Here is a 22,144-nt window from a genome sequence, read left to right as displayed (position 1 = left end):
GTCATGCCGTGCGCGACCCGCCTGTGTGATTGTGCGCCTGGCCGTGAGCGTGGAGGGCGGCGCGCGAGCGCTTGGTCTTGCGCGGGACGCCGGCGGCCGTCGCGCCCCTGATGCCGGGTTCCAGCATCGGCGCGGCCGGACTGGGCAGGCTGTAGCCGAAGCGGCGCAAGTCGTAGCCGGTCATGCGCTGGAGCTGCTGGTTGCTTTCCGCATAGCGCTCTCCGACCGACTGCTCGATCTGGCGCATCAGGCGGCGGCGGAGCGGCTTGTCGAACATGGCGGTGAAGGCGAAGATCGGGCGGAGCTTGCGGTAGTAGCGGTCGAACGGGGGGAACACCACCGGCGCCTGGGGCGAAAGCTGGTTCCGGTTGAACAGGGCGTTGAGCGGACGGCGCAGGGCCTGCATGAGGATCGGCATGCCCTCGTTGGCGGGGGCGCCGAAGATGTCGTGCGGGATCAGCGAGGCGTCGTGCTCGCAGAACTGCGAGATCTCGCGCGCGACGCGCGACGCGTCGTTGCGCAGGGCCTCGTAAGGCAGCACCAGCACGTTTTCGGGGCCGAAGAGCTGGCGGTAATATTCGATGCACTGGACATAGGCGAAGGAGCGGAAGTCGAAGTCCGGCTTGCGCGAGAGGGTCCATTGCAGCGGGGTGGTCAGCCGGCGGAACGAGAGCGAGCCGCCGTCGCTGATATATTGCAGGTAGTACGAGAAGATCATCGAGCGCTGCTCGCGCACGAAGACCAGGATCCGGGCGTTCGGCAGGCAGTTCTTGATGCGGTCGGCGATCAGCTTGGCGTCGTATCCGCCCGAGGCGGGATAGCCGGACAGCCGCTCGTGCGAGACTACCAGGGTATTGCCACGCGCCTGCGCCTCGCGGCTGCGGCGGCGATAGCTCTCGATCCGGTGGGGAGAGAGGTCGTCGAAGGCGCCCTGTTTCACGAAGTCCAGCTGGATGTGATAGCGATCGTTCTCCAGCCGCTCGAAGCCGAGTTCGCGCCGCGAGAACAGGGCGTTCTGGAGCAGCGTTGAAGCAGTCTTGTGGAATCCGATATGGACAAGTGGTCTTGTACCCGGCTCCTTCACGTCGCGCTCCCTGGCTCCTCCGCGCGTGCATGCCGGGGAAGGTCAGGCCGCGAGGACATCGTTTGTCACGTTCAGGACAACACCTTGAACACAAACGAGAGACCATGCCGGGGCGGGTCGGGTCAATTGCCATGAATCGCCCGGATGGTCCTCCGAAAGTCTAGGGTGGATCGATATATACAGCCGGTTCCGGCGCGTTTCCGCGCCCGAGCCGCGCCCCTGCGATGCGGGATCGCCGGTTTCCTGCGAGGGGCTAATCCCTTGGGTCGCGGTGCGGCCCCAATGACCGGGCGCGCTATGCTTCCGGGTGATTGTCGGCCCGCCCGGCGATGCCCAACCTTGCGGCGGAACCCGTCGCAACAGGAAGCCGCTCTTGAACCCTACCGATCCCGCACTCGCTGCCGCCAACGTCACCGGACCCGTCCTCGTCACGGGCGTGGCCGGCTTCATCGGCCATGCCGTGGCGCACCGCCTGCTCGACCGGGGCGAGCAGGTGATCGGGCTCGACGTGGTCAACGACTATTACGACCCCGCGCTCAAGCATGCGCGCCTCGCCACGTTCGAGGGCCTGCCCGAGTTCGAGTTCCACCGCCTGGACGTGGCCGATGCCGCCGCCGTGGCCGCGCTGGTCCGCAGCCGGGGCGTGCGCCGGGTGGTCCATCTCGCCGCGCAGGCCGGGGTGCGCTACAGCATCGAGAACCCCTTCGCCTATGAGCGCTCCAACCTGGCCGGCCATCTCGCCGTGCTGGAGGCCTGCCGCCATGCGGAAGGCTTCGAGCATCTGGTCTATGCCTCCTCCAGCTCGGTCTACGGCGAGCGGCCGCTGGCCGGGCCGGACGGCCAGGCCTGCAAGGAAGGGGGTGCGGGCGGCTTCTCCGAGGACGATCCGGCCACGGAGCCGGTCTCGCTCTATGCCGCCACCAAGCGGTCTTGCGAGCTGATGAGCCAGTCCTACGCCAGCCTCTACGGGCTGCCGCAGACCGGGCTGCGTTTCTTCACGGTCTATGGACCCTGGGGCCGCCCCGACATGGCCTACTTCGGCTTCACGCGGAAGATCTTCGCCGGAGAGCCGATCGAGGTCTATGGCGAGGGCCGCATGGCGCGGGACTTCACGTATATCGACGACATCGTCGACGGTGTGCTGGGCGCGCTCGACAATGTGCCGGGCGCCGGCGGCGTGAAAGCCCGGGCGCACCGGGTGCTCAACATCGGCGACAGTCGCCCGGTGGGGCTGATGGACATGATCGAGGCGCTGGAAGCGGCGCTCGGCCGCAAGGCGCAGAAGATCATGCGGCCGATGCAGCCGGGGGACGTCACCGCCACATATGCCGACGTGAGCAAGCTGCAGGCGATCTGCGGCTACCACCCGCGCGTCATGCTGGAAGAAGGGCTGCAACGCTTCGCCGACTGGTATCGCCAGTTCTACGACGTGGAATCGCTGCAGTCTCAGGAGGCGGAGTGACCGATATTCCGCGTAAACGCCGGCCCGTGGACAGGCCCCCACTGGACAGGTCGGCGCTGGCGCGCGAGGCGGCGACGCTGGCGCGCTTCGTGCTGGTGGGGCTGGCCAATACGGCGATCGGCTACGGCCTGATCCTGGGTTGGCTGCGGGCGGGGCTGGGCGACTATGCGGCCAACCTGGCGGGCTTCGCCATGGGCCTGCCGATCTCCTACGCCCTTCACCGGCACCTCACCTTCCGCGCCCGCCACCGCGCCTCCACGGCCGAGGCCCTGCGCTACGGCGCGGCGTTTCTGGTGTCCTATGCCGCGAACCTGGGGGTGATCGCGCTGGGCCGCGCGGCGGGCTTCGAGCGCAGCGCCCTGGTGCAGGGCCTGGCGATCTGCACTTATGCGGGTGTGCTCTTCGTGCTCACCCGCATCACTGTCTTTCGCGCGCAACCAGCGAGATCACTTCGGGAAAGTTGATCTTCTGCTCGACGATCGGCCGGGTGCCCGGCTTGGCCTGGAGGAACAGGCGGCCGACATATTCGCCCAGGATGCCCATGAAGACCGCGTTGATCGAGATCGACATGAGCAGCAGGATCGTGGTCGTGGCGAAACCGGCGGGCCAGGCCTGCCCAAGGAACACCCGCCCGACGAGGTAGATGAAGGTCAGCACCATGCTGAGCACGCCGATCACGATCCCCGAGATCGAGGCGATCCGCAGCGGCATCAGCGAGTGGTTGAGCACCCCGTCCACCGCCAGCGAGATCATCGACTTGAGCGGGAACTTGCTCTCTCCGGCGATACGGTCGCCGCGGTCGTATTCGAGGCCCACCTGGGAGAAGCCCATCGCGCTGATCAGCCCGCGCAGATAGGGCGAGGCGTCCTCCACCTTGTTCAGTTCCACCAGGATGCGGCGGTCGACCAGGCGGAATTCCCCGGCGTTGACGGGAAGGTCGTCGTCGCTGGTCCAGGAAATGAAGCGGTAGAAGGCGCGGCGCAGCGTCGCGATGACGAAGCCGTCCTTGAGCGAGCGGCGGATGCCGTAGACCACCTGGTGGCCCACCCGCCACAGCCCCAGCATCTCGGGGATCAGTTCGGGCGGATCCTGGAGGTCGCAGTCGAGCTGGATCGAACAGGCGCCGGTGGCGGCCTTGTAGGCGCAGAGCAGCGAGCGCTGGTAGCCGTAATTGCGTGAGAAGCGGATGACCTTGAGCGCCGGGTCCTTGCGGGCAAGGTCTTCCAGCAGCTCGAAAGTGCGATCGGTGGAATGGTTGTCCGTGACGATGATCTCGTAGGCGTATTCGGGCAGCTTCTCGAAGACGCGCACGATCGCCTCGTAGCAGCGCACGACGTTGAGTTCCTCGTTGAAGGCGGGAACGAGGATGGAAACCAGGGTCTTCGGCTCGGCGTTCACGGATCTATCCTGCTTTCGTGCACATGAGTTGCTCGCCCGCGATGGTACGGGCGAGGCCTTCGTCGAGTTCGATGCGGCGGCGCCAGCCGAGCACGCCGGCGGCAAGGTCGGGACTGGAGCAAAGCTCCACGGGCGCGTCCTCGGGCTCGGCCCGCGGCAGGAAGTTCTCCGGGCAGCCGGTCATGGCCTCGATCCGGCAGGCGACCTCCTCCATCGTCGGCGCGTCGCCCGAGCAGATGTTCACGCAGTCCGGGACATCCTGCCGCGTCGCTTGGCGGGCGATCTGCAGCAGCGCGTCGACCGCATCGTCGACGTGGATCAGGTCGCGCCGGTCGGCGGGGCGGCGGATCGTCATCGGCTGGCGGGAGAGGCAGGCGTCGATCAGCGCGGGTATCAGGAAGCTGGGGGCCTGGCCCGGGCCGTAGCAGAGCGCCAGGCGCGCGGTGACGACCGGGAAGGGCAGGCGCGGGGCCAGCATGGCGATGGCCTCGGTGGTCGCCAGCATGCCCGCGCCATAAGGCGTGGAGGGCACCGCGCGGGCGTCTTCCCGGTAGGGCAGCGCGGCCCGGCCATATTCGGCGATGGTCCCTGCGCGCACCACCGCTTCCGGGGGCCGGGGCAGCTCGGCCAGCGGCTGGAGCAAGTTGAGCGCGGGCTGGAGGTAGATCGCGTGGGAGGCGCGGGCCGCCGCGAAATCGGGCTGGGGCGGCAGGCGGGTCTCGGCCGCCAGGTGGAACACGCGCCGGGGCGCGATGCCGCGGATGCAGCGCCGGATCTCCAGCCGGTCCGACAAGTCGATGCGGTGGATCGTCAGGCGTTCGGCAAAGGGCGAGAGCCGCCCCAGCTCGGTGGAGGGGCGCACGATGGCATGGACGTCCCCGCCTTCATCGAGAAGGCGGCGGACGAGATGCGCGCCGATGAAGCCGCCGGCACCTGTGAGCAGCGTTACGCCTTCGGCCACTTGGCGACCCTTCTACAAGAATTGCGGCCTTCCACGACAATCCGGCCTTCCGCAAAAGATCCGGGCCGGAAATTACGCTCCGGCCCGGCTTGATCGGTTCAGCAGACGATCCTCGGCACGGGCAGGGGCACGAGGAAGCGGCCGCCGCGTTCGCGGAAGGCGGCCTGCTGCTCGAAGATCTCGTCGAAGAAATTCCAGGCGAGCACGAAGAGCACGTCCGGTTTCTCTTCCTCGATCGCCTCGACCGGGCGGATCGGAATGCGCGTGTTCGGCGAATAGAGGCCGTGCTTCAGCGGATTCCGGTCAACCAGGAAGTCGAGGTAATCGGTGTCGATCCCGAAATGGGTGATGAGGGTGTTGCCGCGGGCCGAGGCGCCGTAGCCGGCGATCTTCAGGCCCTGGGCCTTCATCTCGTCGAGCATGGCGCGGATGTCCCGGCCCATATCCTCCACTTCGAGCGCGAGCGCGTCATAGGTCTCCTGGACCAGCATGCCGCCGGCCAGTTCGTCGCGCAGCATCGTGCCGACCGACTGCGAGGGGCCGATCCCGGCCGCCTTGCGGTTCAGGAACACCCGCATCGAGCCGCCGTGAATGTCGGGCAGCGAGAGCGCGTCGGTCACTTCGAGGTCGAAGAAGGCGGCGAGCTTGACGATCGAGAGCAGGCTGAACTCGGAGACGTGCTCGTGGTAGATATTGTCGAATTCGGTGTGGTCGATGTACTCCTTGGCGCGGGGCACTTCGATCACGAAGGTGCCGTCGTCCGCCAGCAGGATGCTGATGGCCGCCATGAAAGTGTGCAGGTCGCCGATGTGGTTGAAGGTGTTCGTGGTGACGATCACTTTCGCCGGGCCGCGCTGCGAGCGGACCAGTTCGGCGGAGGCGGGCGTGAAGTAGTCGATATATGTCTCGACCCCGCGCTCGGCGGCCATGGCGGCGATGTTCTCGGCCGGGTCGAAGCCCAGCGTCCGGCAGCCCAGCGCATTGCAGGCGGCCAGGAGCAGGCCGTCGTTGCTGCCGATGTCGACGATCAGCCCGTCACCCGCGCGCGCGGCCAGCACTTCGGCGAAGTCCGAGAAGTGCGTGTGCATGCGCGCGGCCCCCGAGGGGACATAGAGGTAGTGGCGGAAGAAATCGGCCGGGATCTGGTCGGCGATCTCCACCAGCCCGCATTCCAGGCAGACCTGGGTGTTGAGCGGGAAGGCCGGCTGCTCCGCGCCCAGGTCTTCCGGGCGGATCAGCATCTGGCCGGGGGCATGGTCTCCCAGCGGCAGGAAGAGATAGGGCGAAGGCGCCTTGCACGCGCGGCATTCGCTGAGCTTCGAGGCGGAATCGGCGGCATCGGCCGGCTTGGGAATGGACATTTCAAGCATTCGCCGCCTCCCGCGAGGACGTTGTCGTCAGGGAGCGGACGAAGCCTTCGAACGTCTCGTGCATGAAGTCGATATGCGCTTCCGTCAGGCCGTGGTGGCAGGCGAGCAGGATGCCGCCCTTCATCACCGCGTCGGCGACCGGGCAGCCTTCCGGCGGGGCCTTGAGCGTCACGTCCTTCATGGCCGGCTGGCGCAGGATGTTGCCGGTGAAGACCGGGCGGGTCTGGATGTCGCGCTCTTCCAGCCAGATCTGCATCTGGGTGCGGGTGAAGGGCGCGTCCTCGCGAATGGTCAGCGGGAAGGCGAGCCAGCCCGTGCGCGATTCCGGCAGCTGTTCGGGCAGGACGAACCAGTCCTCGTACTGCTTGAAGAACTGGTACTGCCGCTCGAAGTTGTGCTCACGCGCGGCAATGTTGTTGTCCAGCTTCTTGAGCTGGACGAGGCCGAAGGCGGCGCCCATTTCCGAAGGCTCGACATTGAAGCCCAGCTCGTCGAACAGGAACTTGGCGTCATAGTCGATACCGTCGAGCGCGACGTTGAAACGCTTCTCGATGCTTTCGGAATCGACGTAGAGCGAGCTGGTCCGCCCCCAGGAACGCAGCAGCAGCGCGCGGCGGGCGAGGTCCTCGTCCGAAACGCAGAGCATGCCGCCGTTACCCGCCGCATTGATGACGTGCGAGCCGTAGAAGCTGGTGGTGGAGATGTGCGAACGGGTGCCGGTGCTGGTGCCGCGCAAGGTGGCGCCCAGGGTGTCGGCGCTGTCTTCCACCACCATCAGGCCGTGCTTGTCGGCGATCTCGCGGATGCGGTCCCAGTCGGGCAGGTTGCCGATCAGCGAAGGGATCATCATCGCCCTGGTGTTCGGCCCGATCATCGCCTCGATCTTCTCGACGTCGATGTTGTAAGTGCCGACCGCCGAGTCGACGAAGGCCGGCACCAGGCGCGAGCGCACGATCGGCGCCACGGTGGTGGCGAACGTCAGCGCCGGGGTGATGACCTCGCTGCCTTCGGGCAGGTTCAGCAGCTCGATCGCGAGGTAGTTCGCCGAGGAGCCGGAATTGACCATGATGCCGTGGTCCTTGGCGAAGAGCGCCGAGACCTGCTCCTGCATGGCGCGCACTTTCGGGCCCATCTGGGTGGAGGTGCGCAGCACTTCGAGGACGGCGGCGATTTCTTCCTCGCCGTGGACGGTCTGACCATAATTCACGCGCATATTGCTGTTTCCCCCTGGAGAGTTTCAGTGATCCCGGTTTCCGAGCCGGAGAGCTGATCGGAGTACCGGGCGATCTGCGCCTCGCTGAAGGCGCGCATGTCGGCGTTGCCGCGCGCGTAGGCGCGGTACCATTCGGCGCTCATCGTCACCGCTTCCTCGGTCGAGAGGCGCGGGCGCCAGCCGAGCCGGGCATGGGCCTTGCTGGAATCGAGCGTGAGCAGCCCCGCCTCGTGCGGGTCGTCGGGACGGCGCCCGAAGGCGATCTGCGCCACGCCCGGGCCCCAGGCCCGCTGGAAGTGGCGCGCGATTTCCTCGACGTCGATGAAGCCATCGGCGCTGGGGCCAAAGTTCCAGGCCTCGGCAAAGCGCGGCGCATCCTCTCCAAGAAGCTGCGCACCCAGCATCAGGTATCCCGCCAGCGGCTCCAGAACATGCTGCCAGGGGCGCACGCTGGCCGGGTTGCGGATGGTCACGGCGGTGCCTGCCATGGTGGCGCGCACGACGTCGGGCAGCAGGCGGTCGAGCGAGTTGTCGCCCCCGCCGATCACGTTGCCCGCACGCACGGTGGCCAGCTGGCAGCCGTCGGGACTGGAAAAGTACGACCGCCGGAACGCCGCGGCGACCAGCTCGGTGCAGCCTTTCGAGGCGCTGTAGGGATCCGCCCCGCCCAGCGCGTCGGTCTCGCGGTAGGGCCATTCCCACTCGCGGTTTTCATAGCACTTGTCGCTGGTGACCACGACCACGCCGCGCGCCGAAGGCATGCGCCGCACCGCGTCGAGGACGACGGCGGTGCCGGTGACGTTGGTGGCGAAAGTCTCGACCGGATCGTCGTAGGACGGGCGCACCAGCGCCTGCGCGGCGAGGTGGAACACCAGGTCCGGCCGCAGGTCCGCACAGGCCGCATCGAAGGCGGCGGCGTCGCGGATGTCGGCAATGCGGTGGTCGACCAGCCCCCCCAGGTCGACCGAATGAAACATGTCAGGGCCTTGCGGGGGGCGGTGCAAGGCGACCCCGGTGACCTCTGCGCCCAGTTGCCTGAGCCAGAGGCATAACCAGCCACCCTTGAAGCCGGTGTGGCCGGTCACCAGAATCCGCTTGCCCCGATATGCCGAAACAAGCGCCTGATTCAGTGTGCCTTGTTCAGGCATGTTGCAACTTCGCGGGCAGGTCGGTGCTGAGCACCGGCTGGCCGTTCTCGAAATCCATCCAGGGCGGCATCGCCGAGGTACCCAGCTTGTCCAGCGTGTCGCGGTCGCGCACGGTGTCCATCGGGTGCCAGAAGCCCTTGTGCTTGTAGGCCATGAGCTGCCCGTCATGGGCCAGGCGCGTCAGCGGCGCCTGCTCCAGGGGTTCCTCGTCGCCGCTGAGATAGTCCAGCACGCCCGGTTCGAAGACGAAGAAGCCGCCGTTGATCCAGGTCTCGTACTTGACGACCTTCTCGGTGAATTCGACCACCTGGCCGCCGTTGCCGTCGCACTCACCCAGCTCCAGGTTGCCGAAGCGGGCGGGCGGCTGGACCGCGGTGACGGTGGCGAGCTTGCCGTGCGAGCGGTGGAACGCCAGCAGCGCGTCCAGGTCGACATTGCCGACGCCGTCCGAATAGGTGACCATGAAGGTCTCGTCGTCGAGCCAGGAGCGCAGGCGCTTCAGGCGTCCGCCGGTCATCGTGGCCAGGCCGGTGTCCACCACCGAAACGCGCCAGTCGACCTTGGAAGTGGGGCGCAGGGCCATCTCGCCATTGCCGATGCCGACCGTGAAGTCGTTCGACATGAGGTGGAGGTCCTGGAAGAAGCTCTTGATCGCCATGGCCTTGTAACCGCAGGCGACGATGAAGTCGTTGTGGCCCCAGCGGTCGTAGATATCCATGACGTGAAGCATGATCGGGCGGCCCGCCACTTCCACCATGGGTTTGGGGACGCGGACCGTTTCTTCGGCAAGGCGGGACCCAAGGCCCCCGGCGAGCAGGACGACTTTCATAACCGCACCTCCGGTGTCGGAATTTTCTGGAGAATTTCTCCGGTCGATGAGGGAAGGTTAAGGGCAGAGCGGTCCGGCGGAGAAGTGTTCATCGGGGTTAGGCAGCTTTAGCCAGCAGGGGTGCCAAAGGGTTAACCCGTGCTCTGCAAATGGCCGAAGGAACCATTCGGGTAGGCTCCGCCGAGGGATCGGCCACGCCTTCTGCGCCGGGTTTCCGCGCGATCACTGCGAAGCCTCGTCCGGGTCCAGCGGGCGGCGGTAGAGCACCGGGCCGGTACCGTTGCGGCGGCTGGCGAATTCCAGGTAGCCGTGGCTGCGCGCATAGTCCGCGAAAGCCTGCTCCAGCGGCTCTTCCCCGCCGATCAGGATGGCCGAGGGGTGATTGGCATCGAGCCAGGACACCAGCCGGGTGGGTGAGGTTGTCGTCCAGTAAGTGCGGTCCTGCGGCGGCATGTAGTCCGCCACGCGGTAGACGAACTGGCCGGCGGCGAACTCGCCCGGCAGCGAGAAGCCGCCCTCCAGCGCCAGCACCGGAGAGAGCGTGGCCACGCTGTCGCCCGAGGAGGCCCCGGCGCTGCGGGCGAGAGCGCGCATCTCGCGGTGGATCTTCACGCCTTCCCACGACGTCGGCCGGGCGAGGGAGATCAGGCCCGGCCCAAGCCTGGACCCCGCGCAGAGCAGCGCCACGAAAGCGAGCGAGAGCAGCACGGCGTCCGCCGCCAGCCGGTTTTCGCTGAGCGTGCGGGCGCGCAGCAGCACCACCAGCAGGATCAGGAAGGGGATCGGCGGCGCGAAATATTGCGGGAAGGACGGGCTGGGCACGAAGGCCACGACCACGCCCATCAGCGCCAGCACCGCGGCCAGCACCACCGGCCAGGACCAGACCGCCAGGACCCCGTCCCGCCAGCCGCGCCGCCGCAGGGGGAGGGCGACCAGGGCCACCGCGCCGACGAGGGCGAGGAGCGTGGCGTTCGAGGTCCAGATGTCTTCCGCCAGCAGGATCTTCTGGGCCACGCCGATCACTTTGGGCTCGGTGGAGTGCATCCAGTAGACCGGCTGGAGCTGGGTGAAGTAGCGGATCGTATGCGCGAAGAAGGCGTCGGGGTCGGAGGCGATGGCGATCAGCGCGGGGATGCCGCCGGTCAGCCCGCCCAGCGCCAGCGGCACGGTGCCGCAGGTCAGGCGCTGGCGCAGCGGATGGGCCAGCGGCGCCAGCAGCGTGGTCACGGCCAGGAACGGTGCGATGAAGATGTAGTTGGCCTTGAGCCCCACCGCCACCGAGACCAGCACGCCCGCCACGAAGCAGCACATCCAGGAGGGCCGCTCGCGGTCCAGCCCGCAGAGCAGGAAGTGGATCGCCATGAGCGCGAAGGGAATGGGCAGGAAGTTGTTGCTCACCATCATGCCCGGGGGGCCGATCAGGAGGACATTGCCCATCAGCAGCATGGCGGCGGTGAAGAAGGCCGGAAAGCCGGTTCGCTGACGGCGGGCGATCAGCCAGAGCGCCCCGATCGCCATGGCCCAGGCGGCCACGATCAGCATGCGGCCCAGCAGCAGGACGTGCCCGGTGCCGGTCAGCCAGTAGAACCCGCCCAGGATATAGGGCAGGTAAGGCAAGTGGTTATAGCCGAAATCGCGGTAGATATCGCCGGTGCCCCAGAGGCGGGAGACGGTGATGAACAGGTTCTCGTCCCGTCCGATCGGGAAGGCCAGGATCCGTCCGGCCAGCCCCAGGAACAGCACGGCCAGCAGGCCGAGCGCGGCGACGATGGCCGGGCTGGGGGCGGTTCGCGCGGTATTGCCCGGGCCGTCGCTCAGGCCTTGCGGCAAGGCGGCCGACAGTCCCGCGGGTTCGGCGCCGAGGTCCGGCGCGGATTGCGGCGCGGCATAGTCCCGGCCCTGACCTGCGGCCTGACCCACGTTCTGGCCTGCGTTCTGGCCCAAACCCTGCCCCGCGGCTTGCCCCGCGTTCTGCGGCCTGTCGCGTTCCATCATCGGGATCCCCTGTTGCCTGCGGCGCCAGCAGCCTGGCCTCACCCCTGACACGGGAGTGTGGCCGATGCCGCCAGCGACCGTGAGCGCGATTAGGGCGTACCCACTCAGGATGACGGCGGACCGCCGGGTGGGGGTGCCGGGGCCTGCCGGAGGCTCATCGTGATGTTTCGGCGGGCGCCCGGTCCATCATGGTCCCGATCCTGCCGGGTCGCCCTCCCGCATTGCTCCCAAATCGCCCGCTCCAATAAAGGGTTAGACCGCATGAACGCCTGCCTGCGCGGCAGGCTTTCGCTAGGTTCTGGGGCAATTGACGAAGCGGTTTTCACGCAGGCAGGTTTTCACGCAGGCGGAAGAGGGGGCCTTGGTACTTCCAACCAGCACGATGCGCATCGCGATCCTCGCCTCCGGCCTTGGCGCCGGCGGGGCGGAGCAGGTGATCGCCCAGCTCGCGCACCATTGGTGCGCGGCGGGACATACGGTGGACGTGATCGCCTTCGACAGGCCGGAGGATCCCGTGTTCCACCGCCTGCCGCAGCCGGTCACGCTGCACCGGCTCGGCGGGGGCAGCGGCTTTGCCGGCATGGCGGGGCGGGTCGCGGCGCTGCGGCGGGTGTTGCAGGCGCGGCAGCCGCAAGTGTTCGTCTCGTTCCTGACCAAGAACAACCTGATCGCCGCGCTGGCCACGCTCGGCACGCCCACGCGCCTCGTCTGTGCCGAGCGCAACAATCCCGAGCGGCAGGGCACGCATCCCTTGTGGAACCTGCTGCTGCGCCTGCTCTATCGCCGCGCCGACGCCATCGTCTGCCAGACGGCGGCAGTAAGGCGCTGTTTTCCCGCCGCCGTGCTGGCCAAGCTGGTGACGATCGCCAACCCGGTGCCCGCGCCTGACGTGATGCGGGCCGAGGGCGAGGTGAAGCGCCTTTGCGCGGTCGGCCGGCTGACGCACCAGAAGGGTTTCGACCTGCTGGTGCAGGCTTTCGCCGCCGTGGCGCCGCTCTGGCCGGACTGGCGGCTCGACATCTGGGGCGAAGGCCCGGAACGCGCCGCGCTGGAGGCGCAAGTGAGCGCTCTCGGCCTGGAGGGCCGGGTCCTGCTGCGCGGGCTCAGCCCCCGGCCGCGCGCCTGGGTGGAGGAGGCCGGGATCTTCGTCCTGTCCTCCCGCTACGAAGGCTTTCCCAATGTGCTGGGCGAGGCCATGGCCGCGGGACTGCCCGCGATCGCTGCCGACTGCGACTTCGGCCCGGCCGACATGGTGGAGCATGGCCGCAGCGGGCTGCTGGTCGCAAGCGAAGACACGGCCGCGCTGTCGCAGGCGATGGCGGGCCTGATCGCGGATCCCCTGGCGCGCAGCCGCATGGGCGCCGAGGCCGCAGAGGCCATGGCGCGGTTCCAACCGGCGCGGATACTCCAGCAATGGGACCAGGTCCTGGCGCAAGTCGTCTCGCCGCGGCATCGTGGTGCGCGGTCGGTCACGGTGTCCGGTCCGGCCGGGCGCAGGGCCGGGGCGGAAGGTTGAGGGGCGCCGGAGCCATGGGGCCTAAGGCATGAACGGGGGAAACAGGGTGGTACGGATACTCTTCACGTCGGCCGGGCGCCGGGTGGAACTGACGCGGTGCTTCCGCCGCGCGGCCGAGAAACTGGGCCTGCGCGCGGAAGTCCACGCCTGCGACCTGCAGCCCGAACTGAGCGCCGCCTGCCTGGAGGCGGAAGTGGCCTTCGCGGTGCCGCGCTGCACGGCGCCCGACTATGTCGAACGCCTGCTGGAGCACTGCGCGCGCGAGAAGATCGCCTTGCTGGTGCCGACCATCGATACCGAGCTGGACCTGCTCTCGCGGGCGCGGGACCGCTTCGCGCAAGTGGGCACCCTGGTCCACGTCAGCGCGCCCGAAGTGATCGACGTCGTGCGCGACAAGGAACGCACGATCGCCGTGCTGGCAGAGGCGGGCGTGCCCGTGCCGCGCACCGCGCGGATCGAGGATGTGCGCGCCGATCCCTCGGGCTGGGCCTTCCCGCTTTTCGCCAAGCCCGTGGGCGGCAGTGCCAGCCGCGGCATCGGCGTGCTGCACGCGGCGGCCGACATCCGCGCGGACTATCCCGAGCCGATGCTGGTGCAGGAACTGCTGCGCGGCCCGGAATACACGATCAACATGTACCTCGATGCGCGCGGGCGGATGCGATCGGCGATCCCGCACTTGCGCATCTCGACCCGGGCCGGCGAAGTGGAGAAGGGGCGCACCGTGCGCGATCCGCGCATGATCGCCATCGCCGCAGACATCGCCGCTGCCCTCAATGCGCGTGGCCTGAATGCGCGTGGCCCGAACGCCGGAGATCTCGCTGCCCCGGCTCCGAGCAGGCCGGGCGCCGAGGGCGTGCTCTGCTTCCAGCTCATCGACGATCCCGATCGCGGTCCCCGCGTCTTCGAGATCAACGCCCGCTTCGGCGGCGGCTATCCCCTGGCCGACCAGGCCGGGGGCCGCTTTGCCGAAAGCCTGCTCGCCCGCGTCTCCGGTCTGCCCGAATGCGCCAGCGAGCACTGGCGCGAGGGCGTGACCATGGTGCGCTACGACAGCGCCGTGTTCCGTGGTTGATATCCCGCATCCGGTCGTGGTGCTGGATCTCGACGACACGCTCTATCTCGAACGGGACTTCGCACGCAGCGGCTTTGCGGCCGTGGGGCGCCACCTGGAGGAGAGCCACGGCCTGACCGGCTATGCCGAGCACTGCGCGCGGCTGCTGGACGAAGGGCACCGCGGCACCGTGTTCGACGCGGCGCTGGCGGCCATGGGGCTTGCCGCGATCGAGGTCGCGCCGCTGGTGGCGCTCTACCGTGGCCACGCGCCCGAGATCGCGCTGGCCGAAGACGCCGGACGCCTGCTCGACCGGCTTGGCGCGCGGGCCAGCGCGATCATCACGGACGGCCCGGCGCAGACCCAGGGCAACAAAGTGGCGGCGCTGGGCCTCCACGACCGGATCGGCAAAGTGATCCTCACCGGCCTGCTGCCCGAAGGCTGCGGCAAGCCCCATGCCATGGCGTACGAGATGGTCGAGCAATGGTCCGGCCGTCCTGCGGCGGACCACGTCTATATTGCCGACAATGCCGCCAAGGACTTCGTGACGCCCCGCGCCCGAGGGTGGACGACCGTGCAGATCCTGCGCGAGCGGCGCATCCACGCCTGCACCGCGCCGACGCCCGGCCATGCGGCGCACCATGTGGTGGTTTCGCTGGACGAACTGAGGCTGGCCTGATCGGGCGCCTGATCTGGTTCCGGGTTTTCAGAAGAGTCACGCGCAGGAAGAGCAGGCGCCCGCGGCGCCGCGCGCTCCCTCAATCCGCGAGAACCACCGCCTGCGAACGGCGTTCGCCGCCGACCATGACCCAGAGGGTCAGCGCCACGATCCGCAAGTCCAGCAGCGGCGAGGCATTGTCCACGTACCACAAGTCCAGCGCGATCTTCTCGTCGAGCGAGAGCAGGGTATTGCCGTTGACTTGCGACCAGCCGGTCAGCCCCGGCCGGACCCGACCCCGCGCCGCGCCGCGTGGTCCGAGACCGGCGATGGTCTCGGGCAGCAGCGGGCGCGGGCCGACGAAAGTCATGTCCCCGGCAGCGACGTTCCACAGGCCCGGCAGTTCGTCCAGCCGGCTGCGGCGCAGGAAGCGGCCGAAGGCGGTGACGCGGGCTTCGTCCGGCAGCGGCTGCCCATCCGGCCCCGTCGCCTCGCGCATGGAGCGCAGCTTGAGCAGGGTGAAATCCCGCCCCTCGCGGCCCGCCCGGCGCTGTCGGAACAGCACCGGGCGACCCATCGAGAGCAGGACGCCGAGCCCCAACAGCAGGAGCAGCGGCAGAAGGGTGAGCAGGAGCAGCGAGGCGAGCAATCGAAGGGAAGCGAAGGCCACTCGCGCGCTCCTGCTCACGCTTCCACGGGGCGCCAGGAGTGGCCCCGGAACAAGCGACGGATCTTGGCGGCCCATTCGTCGCGGGCCGGGACCGGCGACGAGTAGTAGCTGGCCGAGTCTGCGTAGTACTGGACCGAGTCGCCATAGCGGCGACGGGCGTGCTCGACGTAGTCGACCTGGTCGAAGATCACGCCGCTGACGCTGTCGTCCAGCATTTCCAGGGCGGCGCGCATCTGGTCCCCGGTGGTGTGGCCCCAGCGGGCGACCAGCACGGTCTGGTCCGCGAAGTGGCACATGGCCCGGGCATCGCGCACGGCAAGGGCTGCCGGGGCGTTGATGATGACCAGTTCGAAGCGCTCCCGCAGCTGTTCGAGCAGGGTCTTCAGGCGATTGGACGAGAGCAGCAGCGCGGGTTCGGCCACCGGATCCTTGGCGCTGAGCAGCACGATCTGGTTCGCGCCTTCCGGCTCGATGATCTGGCTGCCGTCGGGCCCGGTGACGATCGTGCCGGCATTGGGCGAACCGTCATAGGGATGGGCCGAGCGCGGGCCCACCAGGCTGTCGAGATCGGCCCGGCCGCAGACGATGTCCACGAGGTCGGGCATGTGCATCTCGTTCTGGAGGCGCTGGAGCGCGCCGCGCTTGCGCAAGTCGAGGTCGAGGATCACCGTGCGGTCGCCCATGGCGATGCCGGCGGCGGCGAGCGTCAGCGAGACGGTGGACTTGCCGTCGCCGGGCAGCGGCGAGGTGACCAGCACCACTTGCGAATTCCCGCGCGCGGCGGCGGGCCGCCGGTCCAGTGCCCGCACTTCGGTATAAGTCGAGCGGGCGACTTCGGCGAAGAGCGATTGCGGCTCCTTGATGACCGGGCTGTCCTTGGGGTCTTCCGACAGGCTGTTGTTCAGCAGCGGCAGCATGCCCAGGGTCGGCAGCCCGAAGAGGCGGCGGATCTGCGCGGTGGTGCGCAGGCGGTCGTCCAGGAAGTCGCGGGCGAAGGCGATCAGGAAGGCCAGGACGCTCGATCCCAGCAGGGCGGTGATGGCCATCTTGACCGGCGCCGGGGCGACCGGGTCGTAGTCCGGCACGGCGGGCGAGACGACCGAGGAGGACACGCCCTCCATCTGCATCTGCGCGCGAACCTGCTCCACGCGGCCGGCGATGGCCTTGTAGGCATCGTCGGCCAAGGTCGATTCGCGCACCAGCTTGTCGAGCTGCACGGCATTGGCGGTGTTGCGATAGGCGGTCGAGCTGAGCCCGGCGACGATGCCTTCCAGGCGGTTGGCCTGGGCGCTGTCGCCGGCGGCTTCGCTGCGGGCGATCTCGGTCATCTGCGAGGCCTTGGCCGAAGCGTCGGCCTGGGCGGCGCCCTGGACGCGGGCCTGTTCCTTGGTGATGCCCTCGTTGACGGTGGCAAGCTGGGAATTCAGGCGCTTCACGTCGGGGTGGTTCGGCCCGAGGCTGGTGGAGAGCTTCGAGGTTTCGGCGATGAGTTCGCCGCGGGTGCGTTCGAGCTGGTCGAGCACGCCGGAACTGGCGAGCGCGGTGCTCTGCATCCGGCTGGCGCGGGCGATGCCGGCGCTGCGGGCGGCGGCAGCGTCACGCGCGGCCATGGCCGATGCGCTCTGCACGGCGATGCGGTTGATCTGGGCCAGGTCCTCTTCACCGCCGGCGCCGGTCAGCATCTGGTGCTGGCCGCGGAAGTCGGCGACGCGCTGGGCGGTCTCCTCGGCTTCGGTGGCGCGCGACTGCTGTTCCTGCTCCAGCGAGGCCAGCAGCTCGGAGCGGCGCTCGTTGGTCTTCATCGTGCGCAGCGAGCGGACCGAGATCGGGATCTGGTTGGCGATTTCGGCGGCGACGACCGGCGAACGGGCGGTGACGGCGATCTCGACAAGGTCGGAACCGGCCTCGGAATTGATCGTCACCATCGACAGGACCTTGTTGGTCGCCGCCTGCTGCAGCGCCCGGCGGTCGGCCGGAACCTTGCCGAGTTCCTTGAGGAAGTCGTTGTCGCGGGTGAGGTGAAGGTCGTTGACGACCTGCTCGGCCGCGGAGCGCGAGCGATGCAGGCGCACGGCATTGGCCACGCGCTCGGCATTGCGGGAGTTCACGTCCGCCTGGTTGGTGCCGACCTCGTCGATCAGCTCGACCTGCACGGTCGAGGAGGCCCGGTACTGGGTGGGGGAGAGCAACTGCTGCACCAGCACACCCAGGGTGATGACCCCCACGACCAGCGCCATCATCGTTCGGTGACGGTAGATGACGCGAAGAAGGTCGCGTGGCCCGACTTGTTGTTCGGATGGTGATGAAGCATCCCGCGACAGCGCCGGTCCGCGATAATGCGCCGGCGCGCCGCCGATCGGGCTTGGCGCGATTGCAGTTGACATGTGTGCCCCTCCAGCGAGGTGAAGTTCGCCGCCACAGGGCGGCCCTGTAATACCTGCCGCCCCCCCTCGGGACGGGCCTGGTGCGGGACCGCCCACGCGGGGCGATCTTCAGTCTGGACTATGCGATCAAAGCCGGGACGCGCAAAAAGGGCATCCGGGACGGGCGCGCCCTAATAGAGACTAGTCCTTTTGGGGAGCGCGCAGCCGCAGCAGCGACGCGTAGAGTTCGAGGTGCCGGGCGGCGGCATTCTCGATGGTATATTCGCGGCTCGTGGCCAGCGCGCCCGCGGAAAACTGCCGGTAAAGCGAATTGTCCTGCATCAGCCGCATGATAGCCGCCGCCAGGGCCTGGGGTTTGTCCGGCGCGCAGAGCAGTCCGTTCTGCGCGGGACGCACGAGCCCGCGGTTGCCGGCAACGTCGGTGGCGACGACGGGCATCGCCATGGCCATGGCCTCCAGGATGGCGACCGAGAAACCCTCGTAGTGCGAGGTATTGAGGAACAAGTCGCTGCGGGCGATGAGGTCCGGCACGTCGCGCCGCTCCCCGAGGAATTCGACCACCCCTTCCAGGCCCAGCGTCCGCACTTGCGCGCGCAGGTCCTCCAGCCCCTCGCCGCCGCCCGCCACGCGCAGGACCGGCGGCGGCATCGCCTCGGTGGCGCGGTCGCGCAGGATGCGGGCGGTCTCGATGAGCAGGGGATAGTTCTTCTGGTCGGACACGGCGCCCACGCTCAGGACATTGCCGGGCCGCCGCGCGGCCACGCGCGGGGCCTTGGCCTTGTAGCGGGCCGAGGGCGCGTTCTGGATCAGGGTATAGGGCCGCCGGGACAGCCGGCGGTACATGGCCGCGGTGTCGTTGCTGATCGCGACATAGTGATGCACCACCCGGTCGACCGCGGCGAACAGGCCGGGCGGGAAGCTCAGGCGGCTGTTGTGGTAAGTGAAGACCACCGGGCCGGCGAACCCGGTGAAGGCCATCATGGCCACCGCGCGCACGGTATGGACGTGGACGACGTCCGGCCGGGCGGCGGCCAGGTGGCGGCGCAGCGCGAGCGCGCCGCGCAGCAGGCCCCGTCGGCGGGTGAGCTGCATCGATTCGAAACGGCAGCCGCTCTCGGCGATCTGTCCGGCGAGTTCGGCCTCCATCTCGGGCGAATTGCCGAGCGTGGGGGCGTCGCAGAAGGCGACGACGGTGCCGGCCGCGCCCCGTGCGGCGAAAGCGCCGTTGAGGTTGGTGACGAGGATCTCGGCCCCGCCGGAGGTCAGGCTGGTGATGACCGAACTGACCCGCAGCGGCCTCGGCGCCCCGTCGCCGCCCGGGAATTCGCCGTCGCGGGCGAAGTCTCCGGCGGGGGCGTGGGCCGTCACGCCTCGGACTCCAGGGCGAAGGCGGCCTTGGGCGATGCCGCAGGGCCCTTGGGCGCCGCTTCCGGCCCCGTTTCGCGCGGGTTGTGATCGGCGCTGCGGAGGCCGCGCCAGAACGCGATGTCGAGCAGGATCACCGTGACCACGCCGAAGGCGATATGCGCGTAGTTGGCGCCCAGCGCGCCGTAGCGGGGGATCAGCACGAAGGCGACGGCGAAGAACGAGGCGGTGGAGGTGAAGCTGGCGGCCAGCACGTAGGTCGGCCGGTTCATCGCCAGCAGCGCCGCGCGGGCCGGAGTCGCATGGAGCGTCAGCAGCACCGCGAAGAGCTGCACCAGCAGGAGCTGGTAGCTGTCCGCGAAGCCCGGCCCGAACACGATCTCGATCGCCTGGCGCCCCATCAGCCAGCAGGCGCCCACCGCCGTCAGCGCGATGGCCGCCAGCGAGGCCTGGAGCACCGAGACCAGCTGCCCCATCGCCGCCGGGCCGACCTTGCGCCACAGCCGGGCGAGGTCGGGGTAGATCACCGTCTGGATCATGTCCCCGGCGGTCTGCGCCACTTTGGCGATGCGGCGGGAGAGGTAATAGAGCCCCGCCGCGCTGGCGCCCGCGAAAGTGCTGACCAGCAGCGTGTCCATCTCATGCGTCATGGTGCGCAGGGTGGAGGACAGGTTGGTCGATATGGCGAAGCGCATGAAGCCGGGGAAGCGACCGGGCAGGTCACGCCAGTCGGCCTTGAGCGGGCTGGGGATGCCGGTCTCCGCCAGGGCGCGGAAGCCGAGGTAGTTGAACAGGGCCGAGTCGAAGATCTGGCTCACCGTCCAGACCAGCACGAACCAGATCAGTCCGCCGCCCAGTCCGTAAAGCAGCGCCGAGAGGGCGAAGCGGGCCACGAAGGAGGCAAGCTGCACATAGGCCAGCACCCGGAACCTGCCCGCCAGGCGCAGCGCCGCGCTGGCCATGCCGCGCGGGTTGCAGGCGATGGCGCAGGCGTAGATCGCCACGAGGTGCACGTTGTCATGGCCGATGCCGATCAGCCCGCCGGCCGTCCATGCCACGATCACGCTCAGGACCGCGGCCACCAGAGCGCTGCCGACATCGAGGAACAGCCCGTAGGCATAGAGCGAGGACATCCGCGAGACGTCTCCGTTCTCCTCCTCCACGGCCACGAAGCGCACCAGCGGCTGCCAGGATTCGAAGCGGATCAGGCGTTCGCAGACGCGCCCGATCGACAGGACCACGGCGAGAATGCCGAACTGCTCCTGTCCAAGCGCGCGGGTGGCGATGGCGAGGCTCGCCATCATGATCATCACGCCGCCGAAATTGCCCGAGAGCAAATGGCCGATGCTGACCAGATGGGGCTTCAGCATCTCGCTGCCGCGCCAACGGGAAAGCAGGCGCGGAAGGAACGAGGCCTTGCTGGCGCTGTCGATGGGAGTCATCCTGCTTCCGAAGTCCGTTCTGTGTCAGCCGCCGGTTCTGCATCCCGGTGGCCGGCCTGATTGTACCACTGCGGGCGCCGCGTGGCGGTGAGGGCGGCGACTCCGGCTCCGGCCGTGGACAGCGCGAACATCAGCATCACCGGCCCGTTCCACATCCGCGCGAACATGTGCGGCAGCGACATCGCGTACATGAAGAAGACCCCCAGGATCGCGAGCGCGCAGACCCCGTCGGTGCGACTTCGCCCGGCGATGAAGAGGCCCTGCACGAACATGGCGGCGAACATCACGCTGAGCCCGATGAAGGAGACCAGCCCGCCTTCGTTGAGCACCAGGAGATAGAGCTGGTGCACCGGCATGCCGTAGACGCTGGCCTTGCGGTATCCGTCGCTGCCCAGGCCGATCAGCAGGTTGTCGCCCGACATCTGCCAGGCCTCCTGGATCAGCACCGAGCGGCCGACGAACGTGCCGGCCTTGGTCGGATCGCCGGAGACGACCGCGTCGCCCACCCGCTGTTCGAACACGGCCGGAACCGGTCCGCCCAGGCCGACGTAGGCGCCCACCGCCAGGGCCACCGGCAGCGCGATGGTGACGACCGTGCGCATGCGCGAGAGCGCCAGGATGAAGCCGATCGCCAGGATGGTGGCGGTGAAGGCGGTGAAGCTGGCGGAATAGACCAGGCCCGCGACGATCACGAGCGCCAGCGGCACGGCGATCACCGGCCGCAGGCGCTTCTCGATCACCGCATGGAGCAGGAAGATCAGGGCGAAGACGCAGACCGCGCCGTTCGAATTGGGCTCGCCGGTGAAGGCGCCCAGCCGGCCATTGCCGGTGACCACGTACTTGTTCACGTACTGGTTGATCATGTCGCGGCTGAACAGGTTCACCAGGGCGACGCCCACCGCCTGCGATACCGCCACGCCCCAGACATAGGCCAGGCCGCTGCGGCGCAGCGCCGTCAGCGAGCAATTGGCCAGGACCATCGGGATCAGCACCAGGGCGAAAGCATATTGCCCGGCCACCACCGGCCAGCGCGTGAAATCGCCGTGGACGGTCGAGCCCACCAGCATGCCGCCCAGCAGCATGACGATCCCGCCCACCCACAGCACCGACATGCGCCCCATCATCCGCGCGTTCAGCCCGCGCGAGACGAGCATCAGCAATGTGCAGACGATCAGGATCATGTCCGACATGGTCAGGTTGAAGGCGGGAATGCGCCCTACCTGCCACCAGCTGAGGAAGAAGGCGGCCGCCGGAAGCAGGAAGCCGATGACGCGGTCGTAAGGGGATTCCGGTGCGCGGGCAGGCCGATAGCCCCCCGCCATCCGGAACGGGCCCCGCAGGATCGCCGGTTGCTGCACCCCGTCGTCGGGAAGCTGGGTTAGGATAGCGGCCATGGCCCGGGATCATGGGCAGGGGATCGGCCCAAGGCAAAGGCCAGTCCGGGCAATAGGCAAGCGCATAGATGTTAGCGCAAAAGGGGGAGGGCGCGGGCCGCGCTAAGTCCAATTGGTAACTTGTGCGCGTTCGGCCGAAGGATCACGTTTCGCCGCGCGCATGTTTCCCGGGCCCATTTCCGATGCTTGGCCCGGTCCTCGGCT

The 22,144-nt window shown here is 68.5% G+C and carries 18 protein-coding genes; 5 read left to right on the top strand and 13 right to left on the bottom strand.

Translation table 11 applies throughout. The features are described 5' to 3' along the window. Position 1: 1 nt before the first annotated feature. Positions 2-1,084, bottom strand: coding sequence for a hypothetical protein (locus tag EDF58_RS07305; RefSeq protein WP_132263863.1), 1,083 nt, complete (start codon positions 1,082-1,084; stop codon positions 2-4). A gap of 373 nt (positions 1,085-1,457) precedes the next feature. Here EDF58_RS07305 and EDF58_RS07300 point away from each other — a divergent pair, with 373 nt between their 5' ends. Both EDF58_RS07300 and EDF58_RS07295 read left to right on the top strand, forming a co-directional pair. Next, entirely contained in the window at positions 1,458-2,546 is a 1,089-nt protein-coding gene (locus EDF58_RS07300; RefSeq protein ID WP_132263861.1) for an NAD-dependent epimerase/dehydratase family protein, read from the top strand. Further along, the gene (locus tag EDF58_RS07295; protein ID WP_165921343.1) at positions 2,543-3,010 is read left to right on the top strand and encodes a GtrA family protein; all 468 of its coding nucleotides are present in this window, start codon (positions 2,543-2,545) and stop codon (positions 3,008-3,010) included. The genes EDF58_RS07300 and EDF58_RS07295 overlap by 4 nt, the downstream gene beginning before the upstream one ends. Here EDF58_RS07295 and EDF58_RS07290 read toward each other — a convergent pair. From EDF58_RS07290 to EDF58_RS07260, 7 genes are all read right to left on the bottom strand, one after another. Continuing rightward, positions 2,964-3,944 carry a glycosyltransferase family 2 protein gene (locus tag EDF58_RS07290; protein WP_132263859.1) on the bottom strand — a complete coding sequence of 327 codons (981 nt, stop codon included), beginning with the start codon at positions 3,942-3,944 and terminating at the stop codon, positions 2,964-2,966. The two genes, EDF58_RS07295 and EDF58_RS07290, sit on opposite strands and share 47 nt — an antisense overlap. A 4-nt stretch (positions 3,945-3,948) precedes the next feature. After that, positions 3,949-4,905 (bottom strand): NAD(P)-dependent oxidoreductase, encoded by a 957-nt coding sequence (locus EDF58_RS07285; RefSeq protein ID WP_132263858.1) that lies wholly within the window; start codon positions 4,903-4,905, stop codon positions 3,949-3,951. Positions 4,906-5,003: 98 nt separating this feature from the next. Further along, a complete protein-coding gene (locus EDF58_RS07280; RefSeq protein ID WP_243654109.1) occupies positions 5,004-6,275 on the bottom strand; it encodes a class I SAM-dependent methyltransferase in 1,272 nt (423 codons plus the stop codon). Next, positions 6,268-7,488, bottom strand: a complete 1,221-nt coding sequence (locus tag EDF58_RS07275) for an aminotransferase class I/II-fold pyridoxal phosphate-dependent enzyme (protein ID WP_132263856.1) — start codon at positions 7,486-7,488, stop codon at positions 6,268-6,270. Before EDF58_RS07275 ends, EDF58_RS07280 begins: the two co-directional genes overlap by 8 nt. Further along, on the bottom strand, positions 7,479-8,636 hold the full coding sequence (gene rfbG / locus EDF58_RS07270; protein ID WP_207912832.1) for a CDP-glucose 4,6-dehydratase: 1,158 nt from the start codon (positions 8,634-8,636) through the stop codon (positions 7,479-7,481). Before rfbG ends, EDF58_RS07275 begins: the two co-directional genes overlap by 10 nt. Then, positions 8,629-9,465 carry a glucose-1-phosphate cytidylyltransferase gene (gene rfbF, locus EDF58_RS07265; RefSeq protein WP_132263855.1) on the bottom strand — a complete coding sequence of 279 codons (837 nt, stop codon included), beginning with the start codon at positions 9,463-9,465 and terminating at the stop codon, positions 8,629-8,631. The genes rfbG and rfbF overlap by 8 nt, the downstream gene beginning before the upstream one ends. Before the next feature lie 222 nt (positions 9,466-9,687). Then, on the bottom strand, positions 9,688-11,457 hold the full coding sequence (locus tag EDF58_RS07260; RefSeq protein ID WP_134095316.1) for a hypothetical protein: 1,770 nt from the start codon (positions 11,455-11,457) through the stop codon (positions 9,688-9,690). 364 nt (positions 11,458-11,821) lie between these two features. Here EDF58_RS07260 and EDF58_RS07255 point away from each other — a divergent pair, with 364 nt between their 5' ends. From EDF58_RS07255 to EDF58_RS07245, 3 genes are read left to right on the top strand one after another with little or no spacing between them, the layout of a single operon-like run. Next, a complete protein-coding gene (locus EDF58_RS07255; RefSeq protein ID WP_165921342.1) occupies positions 11,822-12,976 on the top strand; it encodes a glycosyltransferase family 4 protein in 1,155 nt (384 codons plus the stop codon). A 28-nt stretch (positions 12,977-13,004) separates the two neighbouring features. Beyond that, positions 13,005-14,048 (top strand): ATP-grasp domain-containing protein, encoded by a 1,044-nt coding sequence (locus EDF58_RS07250; protein WP_132263850.1) that lies wholly within the window; start codon positions 13,005-13,007, stop codon positions 14,046-14,048. Continuing rightward, entirely contained in the window at positions 14,041-14,706 is a 666-nt protein-coding gene (locus EDF58_RS07245; RefSeq protein WP_132263848.1) for an HAD family hydrolase, read from the top strand. The genes EDF58_RS07250 and EDF58_RS07245 overlap by 8 nt, the downstream gene beginning before the upstream one ends. 79 nt (positions 14,707-14,785) lie before the next feature. Here the strand turns inward: EDF58_RS07245 and EDF58_RS07240 are convergent, their stop codons facing one another. From EDF58_RS07240 to EDF58_RS07220, 5 genes are all read right to left on the bottom strand, one after another. After that, positions 14,786-15,355, bottom strand: a complete 570-nt coding sequence (locus EDF58_RS07240; protein ID WP_243654107.1) for a sugar transferase — start codon at positions 15,353-15,355, stop codon at positions 14,786-14,788. A gap of 14 nt (positions 15,356-15,369) precedes the next feature. Then, entirely contained in the window at positions 15,370-17,739 is a 2,370-nt protein-coding gene (locus EDF58_RS07235; RefSeq protein ID WP_132263845.1) for a polysaccharide biosynthesis tyrosine autokinase, read from the bottom strand. Between the two features lie 180 nt (positions 17,740-17,919). Next, positions 17,920-19,107, bottom strand: coding sequence for a glycosyltransferase (locus EDF58_RS07230; protein ID WP_165921341.1), 1,188 nt, complete (start codon positions 19,105-19,107; stop codon positions 17,920-17,922). Then, positions 19,104-20,546: a lipopolysaccharide biosynthesis protein gene (locus EDF58_RS07225; protein WP_132263841.1), complete on the bottom strand. Its 1,443-nt coding sequence runs from the start codon at positions 20,544-20,546 to the stop codon at positions 19,104-19,106. The genes EDF58_RS07230 and EDF58_RS07225 overlap by 4 nt, the downstream gene beginning before the upstream one ends. Beyond that, the gene (locus EDF58_RS07220) at positions 20,543-21,940 is read right to left on the bottom strand and encodes a hypothetical protein (protein ID WP_132263839.1); all 1,398 of its coding nucleotides are present in this window, start codon (positions 21,938-21,940) and stop codon (positions 20,543-20,545) included. The genes EDF58_RS07225 and EDF58_RS07220 overlap by 4 nt, the downstream gene beginning before the upstream one ends. Positions 21,941-22,144: the final 204 nt, after the last annotated feature.

Source organism: Novosphingobium sp. PhB57 (assembly GCF_004342985.1).
In the GTDB taxonomy this organism is placed as follows: domain Bacteria; phylum Pseudomonadota; class Alphaproteobacteria; order Sphingomonadales; family Sphingomonadaceae; genus Novosphingobium.
Note: the sequence above shows the minus strand (reverse complement) of the source record. Positions and strands in the feature narration are given on the sequence as shown.